This is a genomic window from Sphingobacterium kitahiroshimense (assembly GCF_025961315.1).
Classification (GTDB): domain Bacteria; phylum Bacteroidota; class Bacteroidia; order Sphingobacteriales; family Sphingobacteriaceae; genus Sphingobacterium; species Sphingobacterium anhuiense.
This window is the reverse complement of sequence record NZ_JAOQNK010000001.1, coordinates 5024683-5047338: the sequence shown is the minus strand read 5'-3', so window position 1 is coordinate 5047338 and position 22656 is coordinate 5024683. Positions and strand designations below refer to the sequence as shown.

15 protein-coding genes and 1 tRNA gene are annotated in these 22656 nt (G+C 37.2%); 8 read left to right on the top strand and 8 right to left on the bottom strand.

Annotation, left to right across the window (positions count from 1 at the left end; genetic code table 11):
* Positions 1 to 47: 47 nt before the first annotated feature.
* Both M2265_RS21840 and M2265_RS21835 read right to left on the bottom strand, forming a co-directional pair.
* A complete protein-coding gene (locus tag M2265_RS21840) occupies positions 48 to 1532 on the bottom strand; it encodes a RagB/SusD family nutrient uptake outer membrane protein (RefSeq protein WP_031288512.1) in 1485 nt (494 codons plus the stop codon).
* Positions 1533 to 1569: 37 nt separating this feature from the next.
* Positions 1570 to 4680 carry a SusC/RagA family TonB-linked outer membrane protein gene (locus M2265_RS21835; RefSeq protein WP_132770727.1) on the bottom strand — a complete coding sequence of 1037 codons (3111 nt, stop codon included), beginning with the start codon at positions 4678 to 4680 and terminating at the stop codon, positions 1570 to 1572.
* Between the two features lie 487 nt (positions 4681 to 5167).
* On the opposite strand from M2265_RS21835, the gene M2265_RS21830 reads away from it, so the two are divergent.
* Both M2265_RS21830 and M2265_RS21825 read left to right on the top strand, forming a co-directional pair.
* Positions 5168 to 5240, top strand: a tRNA-Ala gene (locus tag M2265_RS21830).
* Positions 5241 to 5746: 506 nt separating this feature from the next.
* The gene (locus M2265_RS21825) at positions 5747 to 6928 is read left to right on the top strand and encodes a glycosyltransferase (protein WP_132770729.1); all 1182 of its coding nucleotides are present in this window, start codon (positions 5747 to 5749) and stop codon (positions 6926 to 6928) included.
* A gap of 74 nt (positions 6929 to 7002) precedes the next feature.
* On the opposite strand, the gene M2265_RS21820 is transcribed toward M2265_RS21825, so the two are convergent.
* Positions 7003 to 7797, bottom strand: coding sequence for an HAEPLYID family protein (locus tag M2265_RS21820; protein WP_132770730.1), 795 nt, complete (start codon positions 7795 to 7797; stop codon positions 7003 to 7005).
* 270 nt (positions 7798 to 8067) lie between these two features.
* Between M2265_RS21820 and M2265_RS21815 the strand changes: the two genes are divergently transcribed.
* Positions 8068 to 10548 carry a phosphocholine-specific phospholipase C gene (locus M2265_RS21815; protein WP_132770732.1) on the top strand — a complete coding sequence of 827 codons (2481 nt, stop codon included), beginning with the start codon at positions 8068 to 8070 and terminating at the stop codon, positions 10546 to 10548.
* Positions 10549 to 10665: 117 nt separating this feature from the next.
* Here M2265_RS21815 and M2265_RS21810 read toward each other — a convergent pair whose 3' ends face one another.
* The 3 genes from M2265_RS21810 to M2265_RS21800 all read right to left on the bottom strand — a co-directional run bounded on the left by M2265_RS21810 (position 10666) and on the right by M2265_RS21800 (position 13884).
* Positions 10666 to 11031, bottom strand: a complete 366-nt coding sequence (locus tag M2265_RS21810; RefSeq protein ID WP_021188089.1) for a response regulator — start codon at positions 11029 to 11031, stop codon at positions 10666 to 10668.
* Between the two features lie 101 nt (positions 11032 to 11132).
* Positions 11133 to 12611 (bottom strand): ATP-binding protein, encoded by a 1479-nt coding sequence (locus tag M2265_RS21805; RefSeq protein ID WP_132770734.1) that lies wholly within the window; start codon positions 12609 to 12611, stop codon positions 11133 to 11135.
* 157 nt (positions 12612 to 12768) lie between these two features.
* The gene (locus tag M2265_RS21800) at positions 12769 to 13884 is read right to left on the bottom strand and encodes an acyltransferase family protein (protein ID WP_132770736.1); all 1116 of its coding nucleotides are present in this window, start codon (positions 13882 to 13884) and stop codon (positions 12769 to 12771) included.
* Positions 13885 to 14048: 164 nt separating this feature from the next.
* Here M2265_RS21800 and M2265_RS21795 point away from each other — a divergent pair, with 164 nt between their 5' ends.
* The 4 genes from M2265_RS21795 (at position 14049) to M2265_RS21780 (ending at position 18509) form a co-directional block, all read left to right on the top strand.
* On the top strand, positions 14049 to 15263 hold the full coding sequence (locus M2265_RS21795) for a DUF763 domain-containing protein (protein WP_132770738.1): 1215 nt from the start codon (positions 14049 to 14051) through the stop codon (positions 15261 to 15263).
* A 480-nt stretch (positions 15264 to 15743) separates the two neighbouring features.
* Positions 15744 to 16112: a DUF488 domain-containing protein gene (locus M2265_RS21790; protein ID WP_132770740.1), complete on the top strand. Its 369-nt coding sequence runs from the start codon at positions 15744 to 15746 to the stop codon at positions 16110 to 16112.
* 41 nt (positions 16113 to 16153) lie between these two features.
* Entirely contained in the window at positions 16154 to 17368 is a 1215-nt protein-coding gene (locus tag M2265_RS21785; RefSeq protein WP_132770742.1) for a trans-sulfuration enzyme family protein, read from the top strand.
* 58 nt (positions 17369 to 17426) lie between these two features.
* Positions 17427 to 18509, top strand: coding sequence for a WG repeat-containing protein (locus M2265_RS21780; RefSeq protein WP_132770744.1), 1083 nt, complete (start codon positions 17427 to 17429; stop codon positions 18507 to 18509).
* 20 nt (positions 18510 to 18529) lie between these two features.
* Here M2265_RS21780 and M2265_RS21775 read toward each other — a convergent pair whose 3' ends face one another.
* Positions 18530 to 20551 (bottom strand): recombinase, encoded by a 2022-nt coding sequence (locus tag M2265_RS21775; protein ID WP_132770746.1) that lies wholly within the window; start codon positions 20549 to 20551, stop codon positions 18530 to 18532.
* A gap of 32 nt (positions 20552 to 20583) precedes the next feature.
* Complete coding sequence (locus tag M2265_RS21770) at positions 20584 to 20715, bottom strand: hypothetical protein (RefSeq protein WP_259194763.1); 132 nt, start codon at positions 20713 to 20715, stop codon at positions 20584 to 20586.
* Positions 20716 to 21199: 484 nt separating this feature from the next.
* Between M2265_RS21770 and M2265_RS21765 the strand changes: the two genes are divergently transcribed.
* A complete protein-coding gene (locus M2265_RS21765; RefSeq protein WP_207902442.1) occupies positions 21200 to 22600 on the top strand; it encodes a family 10 glycosylhydrolase in 1401 nt (466 codons plus the stop codon).
* Positions 22601 to 22656: the final 56 nt, after the last annotated feature.

Below are 22656 nucleotides of genomic sequence, written 5' to 3'. Positions count from 1 at the left end.
GCCCTTACTACTGTAAGAGGCCTGTTATTATTAAAAAGCAATTGCTATTATAAATTAGGATTTCTGACAATCTCTTCATTTGGAACAGTAAATAGATAATAAGGGCTATTTTCCACGAAATTTGATCCATCCGGAAATTTCACCACACGGTGCCCCTGCCCGTTCACAAGTTTGGTTCCGCCATTTGCTGTTTTAATCGGTACTTGAATTGGTTTACCTGTTTCATCAATATACAATTTACGCTGTACTTTTCCTTGGGTTCTGATAATATCAGATAAAGCGAACCCTTCACCCCACAATTCTTTACGACGCTCGATTAAGATCTCATCAATTAAGTTTTTCCCTTGGCTCACGTCATATAGTTTTGCTTGACGGGCAGTACGCAATGTATTTAATGCGGCAATGGCTTTTTCCTGCAGGCCTGCTCGCGCATAACCTTCGGCTTCAATCAATACCATCTCGGAAGAACGCATATATACGATATCTCCGATCACATTAGGCTTAAATTTGAATTTTTTATATCTTAAAAACCCTTCACGTCCAGCCAATGGATCCCACTCGAATAAACTGTAGCGCGTATCGCTTTCGTCAAATAAATTCTTAAAATAAGGATCTGCCATAAAGCTGAAATAATAAGATGCATCCGAGGATACGTCTAAATAATGAAAGGTATAACTAGCATTGCTTTGTTCAGTCGTCTGCTTATGTCCCCATATCCATTCTGAATTTCCAAGATCATTGAACCCTGCCTGATAATCAGCTGCACCCATAAGATTGTAAGTACTTCTTGCTTTTTCTGCAGCCTCAGCTGCTAGCTTCCATTCACCCACCTGCAGATAGGTACGTGCCAATAAACCCTGAACTACATGCTGATTGATCTTATATTTCTCGGTACGGGTATATCCTTCAAGAAGTGTTTGGCTATCTTTTAAGTCACTTAAAATTTGATCGTAAAGTTGCTGTAGACTTGCTCGCGGATTTCCTTTGGTCGCTGTGGTGCTTGGTTCAGTATAAATCGGTGCTGTTAACGCATTTTTATCTTTCTGATAACTAAACTGATAAAAAGAAGCTAGATTCAGATAGGCAAATGCGCGGAGTGCTTTTGCCTGCCCCTTTAACCTATTCTTATCTTCTGTACTGCCTTCAGCGCCATCGACTTTAGCAACAACATTATTGGCATTATCGATGACTTTATAAAGCAAAGTCCAGAAAGAGTTAATGCGGTAAGATCGGTTATTATTGAGTTCAGAAAAAGTATAAGCATCGCGGTACCCGTATTTTGTCGTCAAAGCAACGTCACTCCCCATGGCATCACTGGTACGCAAAATAGCTGAGTAGCCCGGATTGGCATACGTGAAAAACGTATCATTGAGGTATTTCCAAGTGCCATTAATAACCGTTTCAACATTCGCGGTCGTTTTATAAATCTCGGACTCAGCGACGGCAGTTGTCGGATTGGTGTCCAAGACATCTTTACAAGATGTACCGAGTAAGGAAACTGCCAAAAGTATATAGGTAGATTTTAATTTCATATTCATACTGTTTTATTTTTATATGATTGCCTAAACATTAAAAAACAAGCTGCAAACCTCCTGAAATGGTACGCATAGCCGGGTACCGGAAATAAGTAGCTCCATTTAATGTCTGCTCCGGATCCATTCCTTGATGTCCATAAAAAGTTAGAAAGTTTTCTGCTGTTGCAAATACGCGTACTTTACCGAGTCCAATTCTTCGGATTAAATCTCCAGGTAAACTATAGCCTAAGCTCACATTCTTTAAACGCGCATAAGTTGCATCATATAAAAAGCGTGTGGAGGTTGAAGTCCAGTTTAAATTATCTGTGGTCAACTTTGGGACGTTTGTAGCTGTATTTTCTGGTGTCCAATGATTCAACATTTCAACACTCCACGCTCTTCCCACATTATTTCCGGTATGCATCAACTGGATATAATCGTTATCCAACACTTGTCCACCTAAACTGAAGCTGACCAAAGCAGATAAATCAAAATTCTTATAACTAAAGCTATTGCTTACACCACCTATTAAATCAGGCAATGAGCTTCCGACATCAAAAAATCCAGCTTTAGTATACTCAGATGTTTTTTGATCTGTTTTTTTCCCGTCCTGATCGGCCACATACCATTGAGGTAATCCATTTTCAGGATTTACACCCGCCCATTCCGGCATAAAGAAATCATAGATCGTACCACCAACACGTAATGCACGTGTGCCCGTAATGATATCTTTGTTATTATTTGGCAGCGAGGTGATTTTATTGGTATAATGAGATAGATTCACATCCAAGTTCCATCTGAAGTTTTCAGTCAGTACTGGGATCGTGTGTATATCGATATCGAATCCTCTATTTCGAAGTGATCCAATATTAGCATCATAACCTGAATAACCGCTCGAATAAGGCATCGGCATTGTAAATAACAGATCTTTACTTTGGCGATTAAAATATTCAACACTTAATGAAACTCGATTTTTAAAAGCAGCAACATCCAAACCCACATTAAAGTTCAAGTTTGTCTCCCATTTCAGATCTGGTGTTGGCAATCGGCTTGTAACCGTTCCGCCTTCACCTAAACTATTGGAAATAGTATATAAGCCTTGGTAAGCATAGTAAGTTCCCAAGTTGTCATTTCCCTGGCCTCCATAACTAGCTCTCAAGGTTAACTGATTAAGAGCTGAAACATCTTTCAAGAAATTTTCCTGCGCAATTTTCCATGAACCGCCCACTGACCAGAAAGTTCCCCAACGGGTTTCAGGTGCAAAACGGGATGATCCATCGGTACGTAATGAGGTCGAGAAATAATAACGGTTATCATAGTTATATTCGGCACGTCCAAGGAAACTCAATAAGCTGTAATCGACGCTAGATCCTGTAAAATTATTCAATTGCGACGCTGCGACCGGTTCGTAAAATCCTGGAAGTACAAATCCCTGACGACTACCACTCATATTGGAACTGTTGAAATCATAATATTCCTGACCTGCCAATACATTCAAGTGATGTAGGTCAAACTGCTTATCAAACGTTAAAATATTGTTCCAAGTTTGTCCTACTGTTCGTACATTGGATTTGGACACAGATCCTTTTGTATCGACACCAAAACCAACCGTAGGATTGGTATAATTATGGGTATTACTATTGATATAGTCTAGACTATAAGTAGATCGGAATTTCAGATCTTTTGAAAAAACAGCCTCAAGGTAGGCTCTAGCGGCAACATTTTCTCTTCGGATATCATTTTTATCTAAAGGCAGTGAAGCTGCCAGATTGTTCTTTGGAGTAGCGCCACTCGGACGGTAAAGTCCAAAATCATATATTTTATTTCCGTTTTCATCCAGCACATAAGAACCGTCTGCTGCACGCTCGTAGTAAGGATAAAAAGAAGGTACTAAGCGGGAAAAATTGATAATATTAGCGGTGTTGCTATCTTCGGATTGCGGATATTTCTGCTGTGTACTGCTACCTGCTATATTGAGACCTGCATTTAACCAGGATTTCATCTTTCCATCAATATTGGCACGTACATTATACCGTTTGAAACCTGATTCAATTGCAATACCCTGATCATCCAAATAACTCCCGGACATAAAATAGGTATTTTTAGGACCACCACCACTGAAACTTAAATCTCCTTGTGTACGCACACCTGTACGTTGCAAAACATCGGTCCATGGATCATTCCATAATGCTTTTGCTCCTGGAACTAATTTCCCATCCAGTCCTACCGGCTGCGGAAATGCCGATCCATATGGATTTTTATTCAGATCAGTTATAACACTGTTCGTCGCATTTGTTGCTGCCTGCGCGGCTGTCAAACCATTTGAAAGGTTTTTATTACGAAGTGCCTCCCAATACATTTGGAAATAATCATCCGTAGATACCTGATCGTAGTCACGAACCGCTCTTCCAGAATAACCTTGGGTAAAATTAAGATTGATCGTCGTATTTTCAGAAGACTTACCACTTTTTGTCGTAATGATAATGACACCATTAGCACCTCTAGATCCATATAAGGCGCTTGAAGCAGCATCTTTCAGAACAGAAACGGATTGAATATCATTGGGATTGATCGAGTTGATATCTCCTGAAAATGGATTTCCGTCCACGACAAATAACGGTGAACTGGAGGCGTTGATAGAACCGATACCGCGAATTCTGATCGCCGCATCGGTACCGGGCTGACCTGAAGATGCGACCGACTGTAAACCGGGTACTTGACCTTCCAACGCTTTCGAAATACTGGAGACCTGTCTATTTTCAATTGCTTTTGCATTAACCGTGCTGACTGATCCGGTAATATTGGCGCGCTTAGATGTACCATAAGCGACCACCACAACCTCATCAAGGTTTTGACTGGTAACCTGCAAAGCGACAGTCAGATTAGCGCCGTCAGCTTTTACCTTTTGAGTCTCATAACCGATATAAGAAAATTCGATAATGGTATCTGAAGCCTGCTGTACGGGGAGTGTAAATTCTCCATTTACATTTGTTGTTGTGCCTCTAGTCTGCCCGGAGAAAACAACATTAACTCCTGAAAGCGCTTTTCCTGTTGTGGCATCTGTAACTTTACCTTGTACATTGCGCTGCTGAGCCTGAAGTTGACTCATACTTGAGACGGTTAATACCGTAGCTACTAATGGAAAAATTTTGTTTGTTAACTGCATGTAATACTGTTTAGAATTTTTAATACTGCACTTATAAAGCATTTAATACGGACTCCGTTTCGCTTATATTTATTGAAAAACAATAATCTACTAAACTAGTAGTCTTTATTGTGTGGCAAAAGTAATATTTTTATATATAGATTTAGTAGACTTTTTTGTCATAATTAAAACACAATCAACAAACAACTCATTTACAAGGAATTATTTTCTAATTGCACCTATCAAGAACATAATGGTCCGAAGTTGAGGCTTTATGAAATCTCACTTATCAAAAATTTATGGTTAAAAAATAAAGAAAATAGATTATTACGCTCAAATACAATAAATTAACTTATGTAAAATAAATAGTTTTAAATCTGTATAAACCAAAATAGTCTATTACTCTAGCTATTCTAATAAAAAATACAGAGGTAAATGAAAAAATTAGAACGCCGATGTTTTGAATTTCATATTAAAGTACTATCTTGGTCCTGTCTTACGACATACTGGGGTATTAGCTCATTTGGTAGAGCGCTTCGCTGGCAGTGAAGAGGTGATCGGTTCGATTCCGATATGCTCCACATTAAAAAGGCTTATACATATTTTTATGTATAAGCCTTTTTATTTTTTATAAATAAATTTAATGAATGACCACATTCATTCTTGCTAAATTATCGACCATCTGTAAACTAATTATATGTAATTATCTATTTCTTGCACGGTAATCTAACTTTTTGCCTCAGAATAAAAGCAAACCAATTCGTATCAGCCAACGCTAAAAACAAGAATATTTCTATGTGTCCGTACAAATACGCACGCTCTACGCTTAGTACTGTCGATAAGTAACAATCTACTTTAACTGACCTAAAAACTACGGTTATGTACATAAAAATAGGTTTTGGGTACAGCTTTTGATTTACAGCTTGCATAAAAAGGACGTAGCATTTAATCATACTATATATTATGGAGCATATCGATCAAAAAGCAAAAGAAATGGGCTTAGACAGAGGATATTATTTATTATTGATGGCGATTTTGGATATACCTGTTGAGCAGGCAGATAATAACATAAGCAAGTAGCAATAATATGAAGAAAATTGTCATTATTAGCACCTGCCCTCCTCAGAAATGTGGACTTGCAACCTTCACTAAAGATCTGAAACAGGGAATGGAGCTCGATCCAGATGTAACAGTCGATCTAATTGCTGTATGTAAATTAGGTAAAGAACAATTTGATAACTCAATACGATTTGTCATTGACAAGGATGGATTAGACAGTTATATGCAAGCTTCATGTATCATTAATGAGGAATATGATTATTGTATATTACAACATGAATTTGGGATTTTTGGTGGTGCTGATGGCATTTTCATCAATAACCTGATCAATAACTTAAACATACCATTAATAACGGTTTTTCACACAATAATACAGGATCCAACCTTAAGGAAAAAAGAAATCATGGAATCACTCCTGAAAAAATCAAAGCAGGTCATTTCTCTTTCGCCCAAAGGATGCTCAATTTTGAAAGAGATTTTCCCAGATCTTTATCATCACAAGATTAAAATGATTCCACATGGAGTTCCTCAGTTTGATTATAACCAAGGATTAGCAAAGCAAAAATTAGGCTTACAGCAACATTTTATGATGCTGACTTTCGGCTTAATCAGACGGAGTAAAAATTTGGAATACGCTATCAAGTCTTTGGTAGGTCTCGATTTACCAGATTTCAAATACTTTATTGTCGGAAAGACACATCCGCATGTATTGGCAAGTGAAGGTGAATCCTATCGTTATGAATTACAAAATCTGGTGGAACAATTAGAATTACAGGATAAAGTCGTATTTGTAGATGAGTTTTTATCGGATGAGCAACTCAAAGAATATCTTACAGCATGCGATATTTACATATCTCCCTATCAACATAAGGAACAATCAAGTAGTGGAACTCTATCGTTCGCAGTTGGAGCTGGAACAGCTGTTATTGCTACTCCCTATTGGCACGCTAAGGATTTATTGATCGATGACCGAGGCATACTCACACCTTTCGATGATATAGAAGCGATGCGCGAAAACATCAGCCTTTTGTATCATTCCCCAAGATTATTGGCTTGGTATCGGTTCAAAGCGCAAAGTTTTGGAGAACTATCAACATGGAGATTGATGGCAAATAATTATATTGAACTGTTGAGTAACCGCACAACCCCCATAAGGTCACTTGAGTATTTTGAAAATTACATATCTTTTGATATGAGAAGGGAAGCATAAGAAACCGAAGCCTCAGTATTTAAACGCTGAGGCTTTTCTAATATGTCAAGAAACTAAAACAAAGCTCGTAGGCCTTAGAACTTTGGTTCCCAAATTAATCTGGTCATAAAATCCATTTGAAACTCTTTTGATTTTATCGGAACACCACACACTAGACCTACTGCAAAATTAGGGGATAACGCTAACTTCATTTGAGGTCTCATGATATATTCTAAATGACCATGCTCGATACGCATATCATTTTCAATACCGATGTAATGACTTGAATTGGGAACCATGAAATGCACGTTTGCGTTCAATACAAAATTGGTTTCCATTCCTTTCTTTTTAAAGTGATATTCGAATTCAGGTCCTGTATAAATCAATGTACTGATCTGATTAAAATTCTTAGCTGCTATAAAGAAGGGTGATGATACAAAACCATCAAAAAGAGGTGTATTTCTTACAGTTGGATTTGATCGGCCAAATTCCATTTCATGTACATACCCGATAGCCAAAGAAGTCTGGTGTTTCTCATCTACCAGAAACGTATATTGTGTTCCTAATTTTAAACCTTCTATATGATTGGTTCTTTGCCCTACATTATCTTTTGCAAATAGTACAGGCACTTCAACTTCCAGTCCCAGACGATTGGCAACAGCCCACTCGTATTCAATAAAAGCATTATGCTCTACTTTATTTTTGAAACGTCCAGTACCATATCCAACATTAAATTCTGCTTCGCCTTTTCTAGCGCCAAGATCCCGCATGAGGTCTAGGTAGAGTGGTTCTGCATGTTTTACTTTTGCTGGCTTAGGTATTGTGGTTTCTTGTGCAAATAAAAAATTGGAAACGAATAGGAAAAATAAAAGTGTATATATAAATTTCATGATATTAATGTTTGAAACAAACTTATAGGCACATTTAGGAAAAAATTAGGAATTCTAATTGTATGTTGTCCTTATCTGAAATTTTTCACTTATATCAAGATTGCTCTTAATAAATTACGATGTCGAAGTGATCTTGAAATAAACGTTAGCAAATGATGAAACTGTGGGAGAAAAAAATCTTCCACAGTTTTTTTTTGAAACCTAATCGTTACATAACATACTTACAAATTCTTTTTACTTTTAAACCTAATTAAGACAATAAAACACGAAATGGACAATAGAAGAGATTTTTTAAAGAAAGCCTCCCTTTTAGCTGGAGCGATGGGTTTAGAATGGGGATTGCCCGACGCCATACAAAAAGCGATGGCAATCGAGCCTCTTGCCGGATCTAGTTTTTTAGATGCGGAACACATTGTCATGCTTATGCAGGAAAATCGTTCATTTGACCATAGTTTTGGTACGCTGTCTGGTGTACGTGGTTATGGAGACCCTAGAGCGATACAATTACCGAATGGAAATCCAGTATGGTTACAATCTGGAAAAGATGGAAAAACGTTCTCTCCTTTCCGGTTGGATATTAAAAGATCTAAGGCGGCCTGGACGAGCTATCTACCACACTCCTGGGAGAATCAATCTGCTGCACGCAACCAGGGAAAACACGATAATTGGATCGACGCAAAACGTTCTGACTATAAAGATTTTAGAGATATACCTTTAACAATGGGTTATTATACACGGGAAGATAATCCATTTTACTATGCATTTGCTGATGCTTTCACGATCTGCGATCAAAACTTCTGTTCTTCAATAACCGGCACGACAACAAACCGACACTTTTTTTGGACAGGTACCTGTGTACCGGGTAAAGGAGAAAAACCATTAGTACGCAATTCGGATATTTATTTTAACCGCTGGGCGAGCTGGAAAACATTTCCAGAGAAACTTGAAGCGGCGGCTGTCTCTTGGAAGGTGTACCAAAATGAAGTCAGCATACAATCTGGCCTACAAGACGATGGGTTATTGGGCAATTACACGGATAATAATCTGGAGTGGTTTTTACAATATCATATAGAATTTAAGGAAAGTCATTTAGCATTTCTAAAGAAACGCGTAGCAGAGCTTCCTGCTGAAATCGCTGGTATAGAGAAGCTGCTTCAGGACGGTCAAGCAACAAGTGTACAAAAAGAACAGAATAAACTGAAGCAAAAGAAAGAACAGCTGCTAAGTTTTGAGAAAAAGCTTGAGTCATTAACACCGGAAGCCTTCAACAAGGTATCACCATCAGAACAAGCCCTTTTCCGTCGTGCCTTCCAAACAAATGAAAACGATCCGAATTATCGCGAAGCCATTACCGTAAATGAACAAGGTACAGACATTCGGGTTCCTAAAGGTGACGTATTACATCAATTTAGACAAGATGTAAAATCGGGAAACCTACCGACTGTCTCTTGGTTGGTCGCCCCAGAATATTTTTCAGATCATCCTAGTGCCCCCATGTATGGTGCATGGTTTACCTCAGAAATTTTAAACATATTAACTGAAAATCCCGATGTCTGGCGCAAAACAATTTTCATCTTAAATTATGATGAAAATGATGGTTATTTTGATCATGTCCCTCCTTTTGTAGCACCGAATCCTGCCGATCCTACTTCAGGAAAAGTATCGCCTGGATTGGATATTTCTGGCGAGTATGTCAGTCTGCAACAGGAATTGGAAGCAGGTGTTGATAAGGAAAATGCCACCGAAGGACCTGTCGGATTAGGGTACCGTGTTCCTTTAGTAATAGCTTCCCCTTGGTCTAAAGGTGGATGGGTCAATTCCGAAGTTTTTGATATAACGTCTACTATTCAATTTATTGAGCAATTCATAAATAAAAAATATGGTAAAAATATCCATGAAGATAATATTAGTTCATGGAGAAGAGCAATTACTGGAGATCTGACATCTGTCTTTCGCACTGCTGTTTCAGGCAATGCTAAAAAACTTCCTTTCTTGGATCGTAATGCACAAATTCGTGCTATTGATGAAGCTAAAAAATTACCACTGCCTAATAACTATCATCAATGGTCTGAAGTAGATATTGCGCAATTGAAACTTCATAAAAAAAGCAATTCGTTATTAGCGAAGCAAGAAAAAGGACAACGACCATCTAATGCACTCGCTTACGAACTATATGTGCATGAAAAAATTGATAAAAAAGAGAACAAAATTAATTTAAAACTAGAAGCAGGAAATTCCATTTTTGGAAAAATGGCGCTAAGCAGTCCATACAATGTATACGCAGGCTCAACTTATAAAGGTGGCGTGAAGTTTTGGCCTTTTGCTGTTCTTGCTGGAGAATCTCTAGATTTCAGCTGGAATTTATCGGACTTTAAAGACCATACCTATACTTTAACAGCCTATGGGCCGAATGGATTTATGCGCGGATTTAAAGGTAAAGATGAAGCGCTACAAGTACAGTCTTCTTATGAATTGGATCAAGGAAAGCAGGCAACAGGTAACCTATTGATCACTTTAATAAATGAAGGACAAGAAGCCTTACTTATTGAAGCAAAAGATAATGCATATAGCAACTGGCATAAAAAAGTATCATTACCTGCAGGAAAATCGATCACTTGGAAAATTGACACACACCAACAATCTGGCTGGTATGATCTCAGTTTACATGTAGTCAATACAGCTTTCGAACGCCATTTTGCAGGCCGTGTGGAAACTGGAAAACATTCAAAAACAGATCCGCAATTGAGTTAGTTCATTACTATAATCCAATAATAGTCGATCCTGTAATCTGAACGACTATTATTGGATTATTGATCATTGCCCTTTCTCAAAAGTGATTTTATCAAAGGTTTTTAAGTAATTCAAATGCTACTCCAGATATTTAGCAACTATATTTTCAAGATCTTCTAAATCAAATGGCTTAGCAAGATAATCATCTGCACCTGCATCTGCTGCAAGAGACGCGATATCACTATTTGCTGTAACGTAAATAACGGGTATATGTTGAAATAAAGGATGTTGTTTCAATAGTTTTGTTGCTTCTTTCCCTCCAATATCCGGAATCCAATTGTCCATCAAAATCAAATCGGGTGTCAGTTCAGCAACCTTCTCAATAATATCGTGAGATGTCTCAGATATGGCAATATGATATCCCGCATCTTCTAAAATAATGGTCACAATTTCTAAAATGGAAACATCATCTTCAAATATTAAAATCTTCTTTCTATTATCCATGGCTCTATCTTTAAACTGTTCGTGCTAATTTTTTTGTAGTATGTTCATTTTCATCAAGGGTGATACTGAGGTTTTTCACATTTTTGGAAACTCGGGTAACTTTAGTGTACTACTCTTAAAGGAAGTGTAAAATAAAATGTGGTACCTTCACCTGCTTTACTCGTCATACCATATTGTCCCTCATGTTGACGGATAATTTCTGCACAGATATACAAACCCAATCCCAATCCCTGAAAGCGTACCGAAGTCTCCTCTACCCTATAAAATTTATCAAATATTGGCGCTTGATTTTGAGGCGGAACACCAATACCAAAATCTTGCACACTGACTTTCACTTCCTTATCATCCTTTTCCGTATGAATTATAATATGGTCAGAATCTGGTCCATACTTAATTGCATTGCTCATAAAATTGATCAAAACTTGTTCAATACGCATCTCGTCTCCAAAAATCGGGATTTCCAATTTTTCACCTGTGCGTTCAATATTTAATATTCTCTTTTCCTGAGTATGATGCATCGTATCGACCACTGTATCAATCACAGCATCTAAATCAAAAAATTGGTGATCGACGTATAATTTACCATTATCAATTTTTGAAATATCGAGCAGGTCTGCAACCAAAGTACTTAGTTTATTTAATTGTCCTTCAACCCGGTTCATATATTTATATGCTTTTGAATGTGGCTCGTCTTTTAAAGAACGATTCAGAAGTTGCACATAACCACGCATGCTTGTAAGTGGTGTTTTTAACTCATGCGACGCAATACTTAAAAATTCATCTTTCTTCTGTGAAAGCTGTTTTTGATCATCAATATCTGTAAAAGTACCAACCCAATGGGTAATGAATTGATCCTCTTCAATAGGTACAATTCTTAAAAGATGATAACGGTAAAGTTGTGCATCTAGAGGTTTTATTCGAACCTCCATTTCCAGAGCAGTTCCTTTTTGAATGTGTGATCTTAAAGTTACCAGAATAGCTGGATCGTTTGGATGACATTCTGGAAAATCATTTTGCGTCCTAGAAAAAGTAAACCAGTTACGATTAACAAAATCAATCCTCCCATCCGGTGTTACCGTAAATGCTATCTGTGGAAGAGCTTCTAATATCAAACGTAAATGATTGGCTTTGGCGACTAACGAATACTGGGCTTTTTTACGGCGTTCAATTTCGGCCTTTAAATCTTCTTGCACGGCATTAAGAACCAAAGTCTGTTCATATAGTCGATAAAAATTTTTTACTTTGAGCAGTAATATATTCATATCAACTGGTTTGGTCACATAGTCAATACCGCCAGATTTATATCCCTGTTCTATAAATCTCTTGTCACGATTAGCTGCTGATAAAAATATAATCGGAATATCTTTGGTTTTGGTATACTTTGCCAAGTGATCAGCCACTTCAAATCCATCCATATCGGGCATCTTTACATCAAGAATAATAAGAGCATATCGATTCTTAAATGTCTTTCTCAATGCTTCGTCTCCTGAAAAAGCGGTATCTACACTAAAACCTCTAGACTCTAACAGTTGTTGCAAGGAATAGATATTCTCTGGTTTATCATCAACTATTAAAATCATAATTTAGTTCTTCTACTTTTTGACTGTTTTTTATTTTGGGTATTAAATAAACTGTTTGTGTGCTGTAAGTTTATATAAGCATCCACGATAGTAAAATCAAAAATCAATCCAAATAGTTGCTATCTACTAGGTTAGCGAAAAAGATATAAATCACATTTTAAATCTTCACGAAATACTTATTTTTATATAATAGGTATAAAATCAGAAATACGATATAAAAATTTCCGGCAGTTAATATGATTGGAGCAAGTTCCGGCCACTGGTTCTCTAAACCAAATGTCAAAGAATGAACTACTGATCTGAAGTTAACAAATTCACCAATAAAATAAGCAACAATAGAATTCATGCCATATATTTTTAACCATCTAAAGGGCTTAACCACCTTTTTAACATCAATCACATAATAAAATATAGCCATCAGAATAAAGCAGATTCCACCTGAAAACAAGGTCATACTACTGGTCCAGATACGTTTAATAATAGGCATTTGAAAATGCAATAATACTCCTGCCAATAAACATATAAAACCGATAGCGATCAAATCACGAAAAACTCTATTGGGATTAATACGTGCATTTTCTTTAATGATTTTACCTGCAAAACAGCCCATCATCACGGTAACTGTAAAGGTCAAACTGCTCCATATCCAAGAGTAATCATAGGTGTCTGAAAAATCCCAAATGCCCTGATCCCAGTACACTCCATCCATCCAGGAACCTAATATTTTTTTATCCACACGAATTGCAAAGTTTTCTTGTGGGCTATAATTGCCGTCCAGTACAAATGGGATAGTATATACAACTAATAAACAGATGCTCAAAGTAATTACTTTTCGTATCGGCAAATTAAAGTAAGCTAATGATGTGAATAAATATCCCACAGCTATGGCCTGCAATGTATTGGAATAAAGTTTGAAATAATGCCAATCAAAACTCAGTAGATTTCCCTGTATAACCATCCCTAGGAACCAAAGGATAGCAAAACGTCTAAAAATATGCCTATATATCGGTCCAACAGATTGTCCGATCTTACTGTCAAGAGAAAAAGGAACAGTAACACCGGTCATAAATAAAAACAAAGGCATAATCAGATCCCATAATCGGAAACCTTCCCAAACTTCATGATCAAATTGAAACAAAAAGGTATGATAATAAGAATTGTCCCAGACCTGACCGATCGCTACTAGCACAGGTTGTAATGCAACCAATAAAAATAAGTCAAATCCTCGTAGAATATCCAGTGACTCCAGTCGCTGTGATTTTTGGTCTTGCATAATTAAGTTTAGTTTAGGAGTGTTGTTTTCTAAGCGAATATATACAATGAAGACGAATAAACAACTGTTGCTATAGCCATTTTACCTGGTAAATCAAGATATAAAAAAATGAACTGTAATTTTTATTTACTACATTTACACTAATAATATTAGCAAAAAACAACATGAAACGTTCCGGGACAGCCGATTTACCTCTTCACTATGGAAAAGTGCCTGCTTGGCTTTATGAACGTATGTCGGCTTTGGGACTTTCTATAGTAGAGACAATTTTAACGGAATATGGTAAAGATGAAGTACTTCGTCGTTTGTCCGATCCATTTTGGTTTCAAAGTTTTGGCGCTGTACTCGGTATGGACTGGCATTCTTCCGGCATCACCACATCGGTAATGGGTGCTTTAAAACGAGCCATCAATCCAAATTCCACATCTTTAGGTCTATACATTTGTGGCGGAAAAGGTAAGTTATCCAAAGAAACCCCAATGGAGCTATTGCGGGTAGCCGATCATGCTGGTCTTGCAGGAGAGGAATTAGTGCGTGCGAGCAAATTGACTGCAAAAGTGGACAACACCGCAATACAAGATGGATACCAATTGTACCTGCACAATTTCATTGTGTCCGATAAGGGAAATTGGACAGTTGTCCAACAGGGAATGCATGATCATGATGGGACTGCTAGGCGTTACCATTGGCATTCGGAACAATTAAAATCTTTCATCGATGAACCGCATACCGGTATTAACGGTATATCACAGGGGCGAATATTAAACCTGACAGCTTCGGGCGCTTCTTCCAATAGACAGGGAATTCTCGCCATTGCAAAAACAGATCCTGCAAAAACAATACAAGAATTTGCACATTTGATCATGCCTAAAAGACACGATATCCAATCTTCTGATGTTGATCTTAAAAGGCTTGGCGCCTTATTATATGTAACTCGTGAACTACAGACCGACAATTTTGAAGAACTGTTGCTTTTAAAAGGTGTAGGCCCCCGCACCATGCAGTCCCTAGCTTTGGTCAGTGAGGTTATACACGGTGGTCCGGCCCGTTTTCAAGACCCGGCCCGTTTTTCATTTGCACATGGTGGTAAAGATGGCCACCCTTTTCCCGTGCCAATAACAATATATGACAATAGCATTGCTGTTTTAAGAAAAGGAATAGAAAAATCAAAATTGGGACAGTCTGATAAATTACGTACGATTAATAAACTGCATCAGATTGTTCTTCAGGCTGAGGCGAATTTCAACCCTCAGTTTGATATTCAAGAAATCATTGAGCAGGAACGACGAGATTCATGGAAATATGAAGGTAGAACTGTCATGGGAAAAGCCCAGAAACCCGACCCAAATAAACCAGGCATTCAACTATCTCTTTTTTAAACTGATACTGCACTCAATTTCCAACAAGCTTCATCCATTCTCGCTAAAAACGAATCAGATTTCCTATCAATAAAGATGGAAATAAAAAGCTCCGAAATGGGGTTTCGGAGCTAACTAAACATAAATTGACCAAAGTAACAACAACTAATTACATGTCATTTTCTACTTCTGCTCCTTCACATCATTTTATATCATTTTACCACCGTGTTCAAGGCAAATTTCAATACGATCATGTCATGATATTTGGTCTAAAACAAATATCGCATGTATAATCGTTTGCGACTTACCACAATTACTGAAATAGGTATACAAATTACTGTTTAACATGCTTCATAAAGTGTGACATCGACTACAATCTATTAATAGTCGATGTCCTTTTCCATATTGATTCCTTTACCAATGAAATAAATAAGCGGTTTGTACTTATATTAATTATGCATAAATAGATTTGCTATCAGGATTTATCACTAAATTTAAACTATGCGACCAGATATAAGTATTAAACGTATCTATGAAGAAACCGATAGTCATGACGGTTATCGAGTTTTGGTGGATAGACTATGGCCAAGAGGTCTTACTAAAGAAAAAGCTCATATTGACGAATGGGCTACTGAGATTGCACCTTCTATCGCAACCCGGCTCGCCTATGCTCATGTTCCGGAACGATGGGACACCTTTAAAATCCAGTACAAAAACGAACTCCTAAACAATGAACAGTTAATTTCTTATCTGGATAAATGGGATGAGCATCCCATCATAACATTACTTTATGCTGCTAAGGATAAAGAGCACACGCATGCGCTTGTATTGCAGGAATATCTGATATTTTGCTACAATTCCCGAAAGTAATTTTAATAATAAAATCATCATAAACCTAAAACCTACACCCAATGAATAACAAAAGCATCGATTTTGGAACACTTGCCATACATCAATTGCATACTGATGGTCACCATTCTCATTTAGCACCCATATATGCCAGTTCCACTTTTACTTTTGACAATGCCGAACAGGGTATGCGAAGATTCTCCGGTGAAGATTCTGGTTATATTTACTCCCGGTTTGGAAATCCAACTACTGATGCCACAGCTCAAGCTATAGCCGATCTTGAAACCTGGAAGATCTTAAATGAAGACGGAACGCCAATGCGCGCCAGGGCACTGTTAACCTCAAGTGGACAGGCGGCGATGTCTACCTTATTTATTTCTTGCTTAAATGCCGGAGATGCACTATTGGCTACGCCTTCTCTTTATGGTGGCACTCATGAATTTATCACGAAAATGCTCCCTAAATTTGGGATCAAAACCTATTTTTCGGATATGACAGATGTTACTGAACTGGAAGCACTTTTGAAAGCAAATCCCGAAATTAAGCTTGTTCATTTTGAGTCCCCCGCTAATCCAACGATGCAATGCATCAATATTGAACGTGTTGTTCAGATTTCAAAAAAATATCAGAAGCTAGTTTCTGTAGACAACACTTTTGCAACGCCTTATTTACAACAGCCGTTTAAATATCAGGTGGATTTTATTTTTCATTCCACTACAAAGTTTTTAAATGGACACGGTAGTGCAATCGGTGGTGTCCTGATTGGCCGTGATCTAAATGCCATGCAGACTTACGTGCACCAGACACATAAATTACTGGGTGTAAACAGTAATCCATTTGATGCATTTTTAGTTTTGCAGGGAATAAAAACGTTACCATTAAGAATGGAACAGCATTGCCGAAATGCCATGGATGTGGCCTATTTTCTGAATAATCATCCGGAGATTGCTAGCGTACATTATAACGGTCTACCGAGCCACCCAGATTTTGAAATTAGCAAAAAGCAGATGCGACATGCGGGATCCGTCATGAGTATTGAGCTAAAAGGTGGATATGAAAAATCAATTGATTTTGTCAATAAGCTACAGATATGTACACGAGCAGTTTCAATCGGCACCGTAGATACTTTGGTCTCGCATCCGGCCTCAATGTCCCATGCAGGTATACCTCGGGAAATCAGACTGAAAACCGGTATTACGGATGGTCTTATCCGCATCAGTGTTGGGCTGGAGTCCATCGAAGATTTAATTGCAGACCTCGAACAAGCTTTGCAATAAACTGAGCGGATCAGAATTTACATCAGAACCTTTTTATTAGATTTTTATTTTTAGTCCTATGAGATATTTCACACTGTCCTTGTTTTTAGTATTTACATACTGTAATCTGTTTGCGCAACGAAGCGACCCATGGTATGCATTTTACAATCAAGACAGTACTCTTATTGGTTTTAAAGATGGACTTGGCCACATGAAAATCAAACCAAAATTTGAAGGTGTCACAAGAGCAAATCGTTTTGATGACATCCTAGCTGCTACTGAAAAAAATAATGGTCAATGGAATTCATTCTATCTAACAAAATCAGGCCGTAAAATTGGTCACGATAGCTTGCATATCATCGACAATGGCGCCGATTGTGAAAGTGAGGGGTTTATCCGATTTAGAGATCCGCAAACCTCTTTAACAGGTCTTTTTAACCGGAATGGCGATATCGTCATTCCCGCGATTTACAGTGGCTTGACTCGCGTTCATAATGGTCTTCTGGTTGCTTTAAAAGGAGCTACAAAAAAACGCGTCGGAATAGACAGCTTAATAACTTGGGTTGGTGGTGAAGAAGTACTTTTAGATACCAGTAATAACGTTATAATTGCAGATTTTGAATACCAACCAACCCTAAATTTTTTCTCTCTTCAAAAAACAAAAGAATCTTTAGATGATCCCTCTCGAATTTCTTTTGTCGGAACTGACGGTTTACATTATTCCTTTATTAATTTTCAGAAAGAATTTGAAAATTGGTTAAAGACAGATTTACTCGTTGATTTAACAAAGTCAAAATTATTAAAGGCAACTTATTCACAAGTCACTTGGGAAACGTCCATTGCATGGGAAGCATCAGATAAGATCATGTTTATGGAACGCAATTTTGATCTTATAAAAAATAATTTGATGGAAACTACAAGCTCAGAAACGGACTATTTCATTTCTGCAGATGGCTTAAATCCTTTTATGTTCGATGCTCCAGAATTTCAGAAATATTTTAATAATTGTGGTGAATCAAAAGATTGGCTATATCCGACCATGTCTATAATTATATCCCATAAGAACAAAAAGGATTTGGTTCAGGATCATCTTGAATTCTTAAGAACAGATGAAGGGTATAAACTTTTATGTGTCACCATCAGAAAAGGTCAGTTAAAATAGCTTACACATGCAGACCTATATTACGATTTATCTTGAGGTGGAAAGAAAAATGACCTCGGACTAATTTTAAAATAAATCCAGACTGCTTTTGCCATTTTAATCAATTCTCCAAAGGACAAATTACGGGACCGAAATGCGAGCGTCAATGATAACGAAAAACTAACAGCAAAATTAAAAAAACCGATAAGTCCTATACCTAAAATGCCCCAGATCCACATATCTGTAGTCAGCGACATGTCATTCCCAAATAATCCTAAAGCTAAATTTCCACTGGCAAAAGTAATATGCCTAATATCTAAATTAAGACCTAAAAACATACCGACTGAAGCTGTTGTTCCCATAAAAACCCCGAACCAGATATTAGAAACGATCCCGGCCCATTTCTTTTCGTAAAAACGGGCAACTTTTGCAGTTTTCTCCTTACCAAATATTTTCTTTAACACAGGTTGTTCCTCGATTCGATAATAAACTGAATTGTGTTTATCTCGGTTAGAGATACTACCCGCAATAATTCCTGACAAAAATAAAAATACACCTGCTATACAGGCATGCAGAATCATAGGGGTTTCTGTCGGATTAAGATCATTGACCAAAGTCATCCATTTCCCCGCAGCGGCATTATAATGGAAAAGCTCTTGTATACCCCATATTAAAACCAGACTAACAGGAAAAGCCATAATCACATTACCTACAAATGCAATAAATTGGGAACGGAACAGTCTTGCAAAAAATACGGCAAAATTCCAATATCGATGTCGCTTTTCATCTTGTCCAGATGCACCATTCTCAATGGCAGCAACTAAAGCAGACGCAGTCATAGCGGGTTGTTTTGTCGCCAATGTTGCGCCAAAGAGATAAATAGCTGTAAACCCGATTGCATAATTTATACTATAAAGTAATGCATGTCCGAACTCACTTGTCTCTACTTTTCCTAAAAACAATTTCAGAATACACATAATACCCACAATGATTCCACCACCACATGCAGACCGAAACATATTCCAGTATTCTTTCTTGCTTGATGTAATATAATGTTCTCCCGTCTGTGCGGTATGGTGTGTAATTTCATAGGCTAATAGCTGTGTGCTCTGTCCAACTAACTTCCGTACATTACTCTTACGGCAGTTGTAACCGATCAACGTCTGAGCAAAAGCAATACTTTTATCAACCTTTTCCTGCTCTTTATCAATAACCAAAAAAGAAATAATCGCTTTAATTCTTTCCAATTGTTGCCGGATCCTTAATAAAGATTGATTGACTTTAATCGAGATGCCAAAACGATGAGAGTTTGCAAAGGCAGTATCAATATAATTTTCACATTGCTTATGCAAAACCAGGATTTGTTTATAAGCAAGATCATCGGAGGTCATAAAATGCAAGTTACCCGCTAAAAAACGATCGTTAAGTTCGCTAAACTCACGCATGATGGCAATAAATGGACTATCAAAATTTTGAAATTCAGGAACCATCTTGTTGACATCTGTTTCCATTGCCCTACCTGTAATACGTTGAACCAAAACTTCAAGACCATAGAGAATCTCCTTGATTTCAAAGTTTACATTGCTCTCGTATAATGAATTGAAATCACATATCTGATAGAGTCTTTGCAACTGATCATTGGGAATGACCGCAACCCAATCTGCATCTTGCGAATGATAGAAAAGCTGATTTAACACATATTGCAATGTTGATTTGGGAGGTTGTGAAGGAAGATATTTCTCCGTTATTCTCTTTTTGATCTCATACCTAAAATCGGCATAACTGATAATTCCGGTATCTGAAATTAATTGATCAAAATCTTTATGATCTATAACTCGACGCACATAAGAAGAAAAACTGAACTTGATGTCAGGTGAAGCTTCTAAATAAATCAATAATGGCGCAATATCGACCTGGTAATATAACGATCGTCGCTTTGGTCTAAAGAGATCTATTAATTCAGCCAAGAAGTCCAGATCGATGTAGGCTGGATCACTAAGTTGAGCCTCGAATCTCTCAAAAAGTTGTTTTATCTCTTGACTGGCATTTACTTTTTCTCTCATGTAGAACAGCTTGAAATTGCGTAATAATAAAATTAGAGTATGCTGATGCTATTTACATTATAAAATACAGCAGGCATATGGCTGTTAAAAATTTCTCTTGTACTATTGGAAATTTCTAAAATGGTAAAACCTAAAGGCATCGTAATAATTCGTATACTTTTCATTTTTTACATTTCTTCAATGATAATGCCACTTTATCATTGCGTACAGAGAGCTGATATGTTCCTCATCATCATATTACGAGTTCTCTCAACTGACCTTATTGCTTAAATATACTACACAAATAATCAAATTGTGAGGAAAATAGTTAAAATCTGTTAAAATTCATGATCAATTATATTAATCGGCATACTAAATGCGTTTAGTATGTATTCATAATTTAGGTTAATAATTGGTTAGTTAAAACGCCTGGAGTTCCCCGCTTCAGGCGTTTTTTAGTACACCATGTAACGTTTTCTTTTAGAAAATTTAACGCTATCCTTAATTTTTGCTAGATCAAACAATAAAAATCACTTTGTCTAATTAATGGTTAAAACGAACCAAAAGGTATAACCATTTAGTCCAATTTGATGAAAAATATTTATATTGCAGCTTAAACAGTATAAATCGAAACATAACCAAAACCGTGTTTCAATAAAGCTATAAATTATGAATCACCTTCATTTGTCACGCATGCGTTTTTACATTCTTTTTTTCTTTGGGCTATTTCTATTTACCGCTTCTGAAACCAAAGCGGCCGAAAAGGATGGTCAGCCTATGTTCTGGACTTGGTTAGATTATAGACCTACAAGCAATTTTGATTCCTTATGCCGTGAAATGCAATATCTAGGTATTGACGGAGTGATGCTCAATGCACCATCACCCGACGATTACAGAGTTGCTATCCCGATAGCACATAAGTATGGGATTAAAGTTGTGGCTTGGTTATGGACCATGAATCTAGAACATGATCGCGAGAAGATATTAAAGGAACATCCGGAATGGTTCAGTGTAAACCGTAACGGAAAAAGCCTGGCAGATACAACAGCATACGTCGGTTATTATAAATTTTTATCTCCAGTCTTACCTGAAGTCAAAGACTATATTAAAAAGAAAATTGAATCATACTGTGCTGTAGAGGGCTTAGATGGTATATCGATCGATTATCACCGCTATGTAGATGTTGTGCTCCCAACTACACTTTGGCCAAAATATAATATTGTTCAAGATCGCGAATATGCGGCCTGGGATTATGGTTATCATCCCGTCGCAATCCAAAAATTTAAGGATCAATATGGCTATGATCCTAGAACACAAAAAGATCCTTCCAGTGATCTTAAATGGAGACAATTCCGTTGTGATCAGATTACAGATGTGGCTAATATGATCGCAGACGTGGTACATGCCAGTGGAAAAATTATGGCAGCATCGCCATTTCCAACCCCTAAAATGGCATCCCGTATGGTAAGACAAGATTGGGGAAAGTGGAATCTGGATATGGTATTCCCAATGGTATATAGTAATTTCTACACGGAAGATGCTAGTTTCGTCAGAGACTGTACAATTGAAAATGCAAGAGATAAAAATAAAATGACCAGCTTATATTGTGGGCTGATGGCTAGTAATAGCGATGCTATGTTTACAGAGATGGACGAAGCTTTAAATCATGGTGCACAGGGAATCGCAATTTTTACGGTAAACAGCATCCGTGATCCTAAAGTCAAAGAAAAATTTAAAAATTATACTGCACAGGCAAAAGCAAAAAAAGCGGCTAACAATGGAATAATGCCTCTTGTTGGGACGAATAAGGTTGAAAAAGATCCTTTCAAAAAAGAAGGTATTATGAATTTGATCACAGCTAAAATCCAAAAGATGGTATCTGGTTCAGAAACTGCAACCAGCCTTCCTGCGGTAAAATTATCAAGTTTCAAAAAAGTAGCTTCCTATGATGTTACAGAACGTTATTTGGTGTCTGATAAAATCAGTAATAAAAAATTCCACGTCACTTTTTATTTTTATGGAGGTATCCTATCAGGCTGGAATGTAGATGCAGTAAAGGAAACAGTGTAAAATTTACTCATCCAAGAAATCGGAACATATTTCAATATCGAAAAGGGTTGATCATT

What these genes read in the sequence shown, in the direction of transcription:
- M2265_RS21765 (WP_207902442.1), top strand. Translation starts at nt 21,200, where the DNA reads ATGAATCACCTTCATTTGTCACGCATGCGTTTTTACATTCTTTTTTTC.
- M2265_RS21825 (WP_132770729.1), top strand. Translation starts at nt 5,747, where the DNA reads ATGAAGAAAATTGTCATTATTAGCACCTGCCCTCCTCAGAAATGTGGA.
- M2265_RS21790 (WP_132770740.1), top strand. Translation starts at nt 15,744, where the DNA reads ATGCGACCAGATATAAGTATTAAACGTATCTATGAAGAAACCGATAGT.
- M2265_RS21820 (WP_132770730.1), bottom strand. Translation starts at nt 7,797, where the DNA reads ATGAAATTTATATATACACTTTTATTTTTCCTATTCGTTTCCAATTTT.
- M2265_RS21780 (WP_132770744.1), top strand. Translation starts at nt 17,427, where the DNA reads ATGAGATATTTCACACTGTCCTTGTTTTTAGTATTTACATACTGTAAT.
- M2265_RS21805 (WP_132770734.1), bottom strand. Translation starts at nt 12,611, where the DNA reads ATGATTTTAATAGTTGATGATAAACCAGAGAATATCTATTCCTTGCAA.
- M2265_RS21835 (WP_132770727.1), bottom strand. Translation starts at nt 4,680, where the DNA reads ATGCAGTTAACAAACAAAATTTTTCCATTAGTAGCTACGGTATTAACC.
- M2265_RS21815 (WP_132770732.1), top strand. Translation starts at nt 8,068, where the DNA reads ATGGACAATAGAAGAGATTTTTTAAAGAAAGCCTCCCTTTTAGCTGGA.
- M2265_RS21785 (WP_132770742.1), top strand. Translation starts at nt 16,154, where the DNA reads ATGAATAACAAAAGCATCGATTTTGGAACACTTGCCATACATCAATTG.
- M2265_RS21800 (WP_132770736.1), bottom strand. Translation starts at nt 13,884, where the DNA reads ATGCAAGACCAAAAATCACAGCGACTGGAGTCACTGGATATTCTACGA.
- M2265_RS21795 (WP_132770738.1), top strand. Translation starts at nt 14,049, where the DNA reads ATGAAACGTTCCGGGACAGCCGATTTACCTCTTCACTATGGAAAAGTG.
- M2265_RS21775 (WP_132770746.1), bottom strand. Translation starts at nt 20,551, where the DNA reads ATGAGAGAAAAAGTAAATGCCAGTCAAGAGATAAAACAACTTTTTGAG.
- M2265_RS21810 (WP_021188089.1), bottom strand. Translation starts at nt 11,031, where the DNA reads ATGGATAATAGAAAGAAGATTTTAATATTTGAAGATGATGTTTCCATT.
- M2265_RS21770 (WP_259194763.1), bottom strand. Translation starts at nt 20,715, where the DNA reads ATGAAAAGTATACGAATTATTACGATGCCTTTAGGTTTTACCATTTTA.
- M2265_RS21840 (WP_031288512.1), bottom strand. Translation starts at nt 1,532, where the DNA reads ATGAAATTAAAATCTACCTATATACTTTTGGCAGTTTCCTTACTCGGT.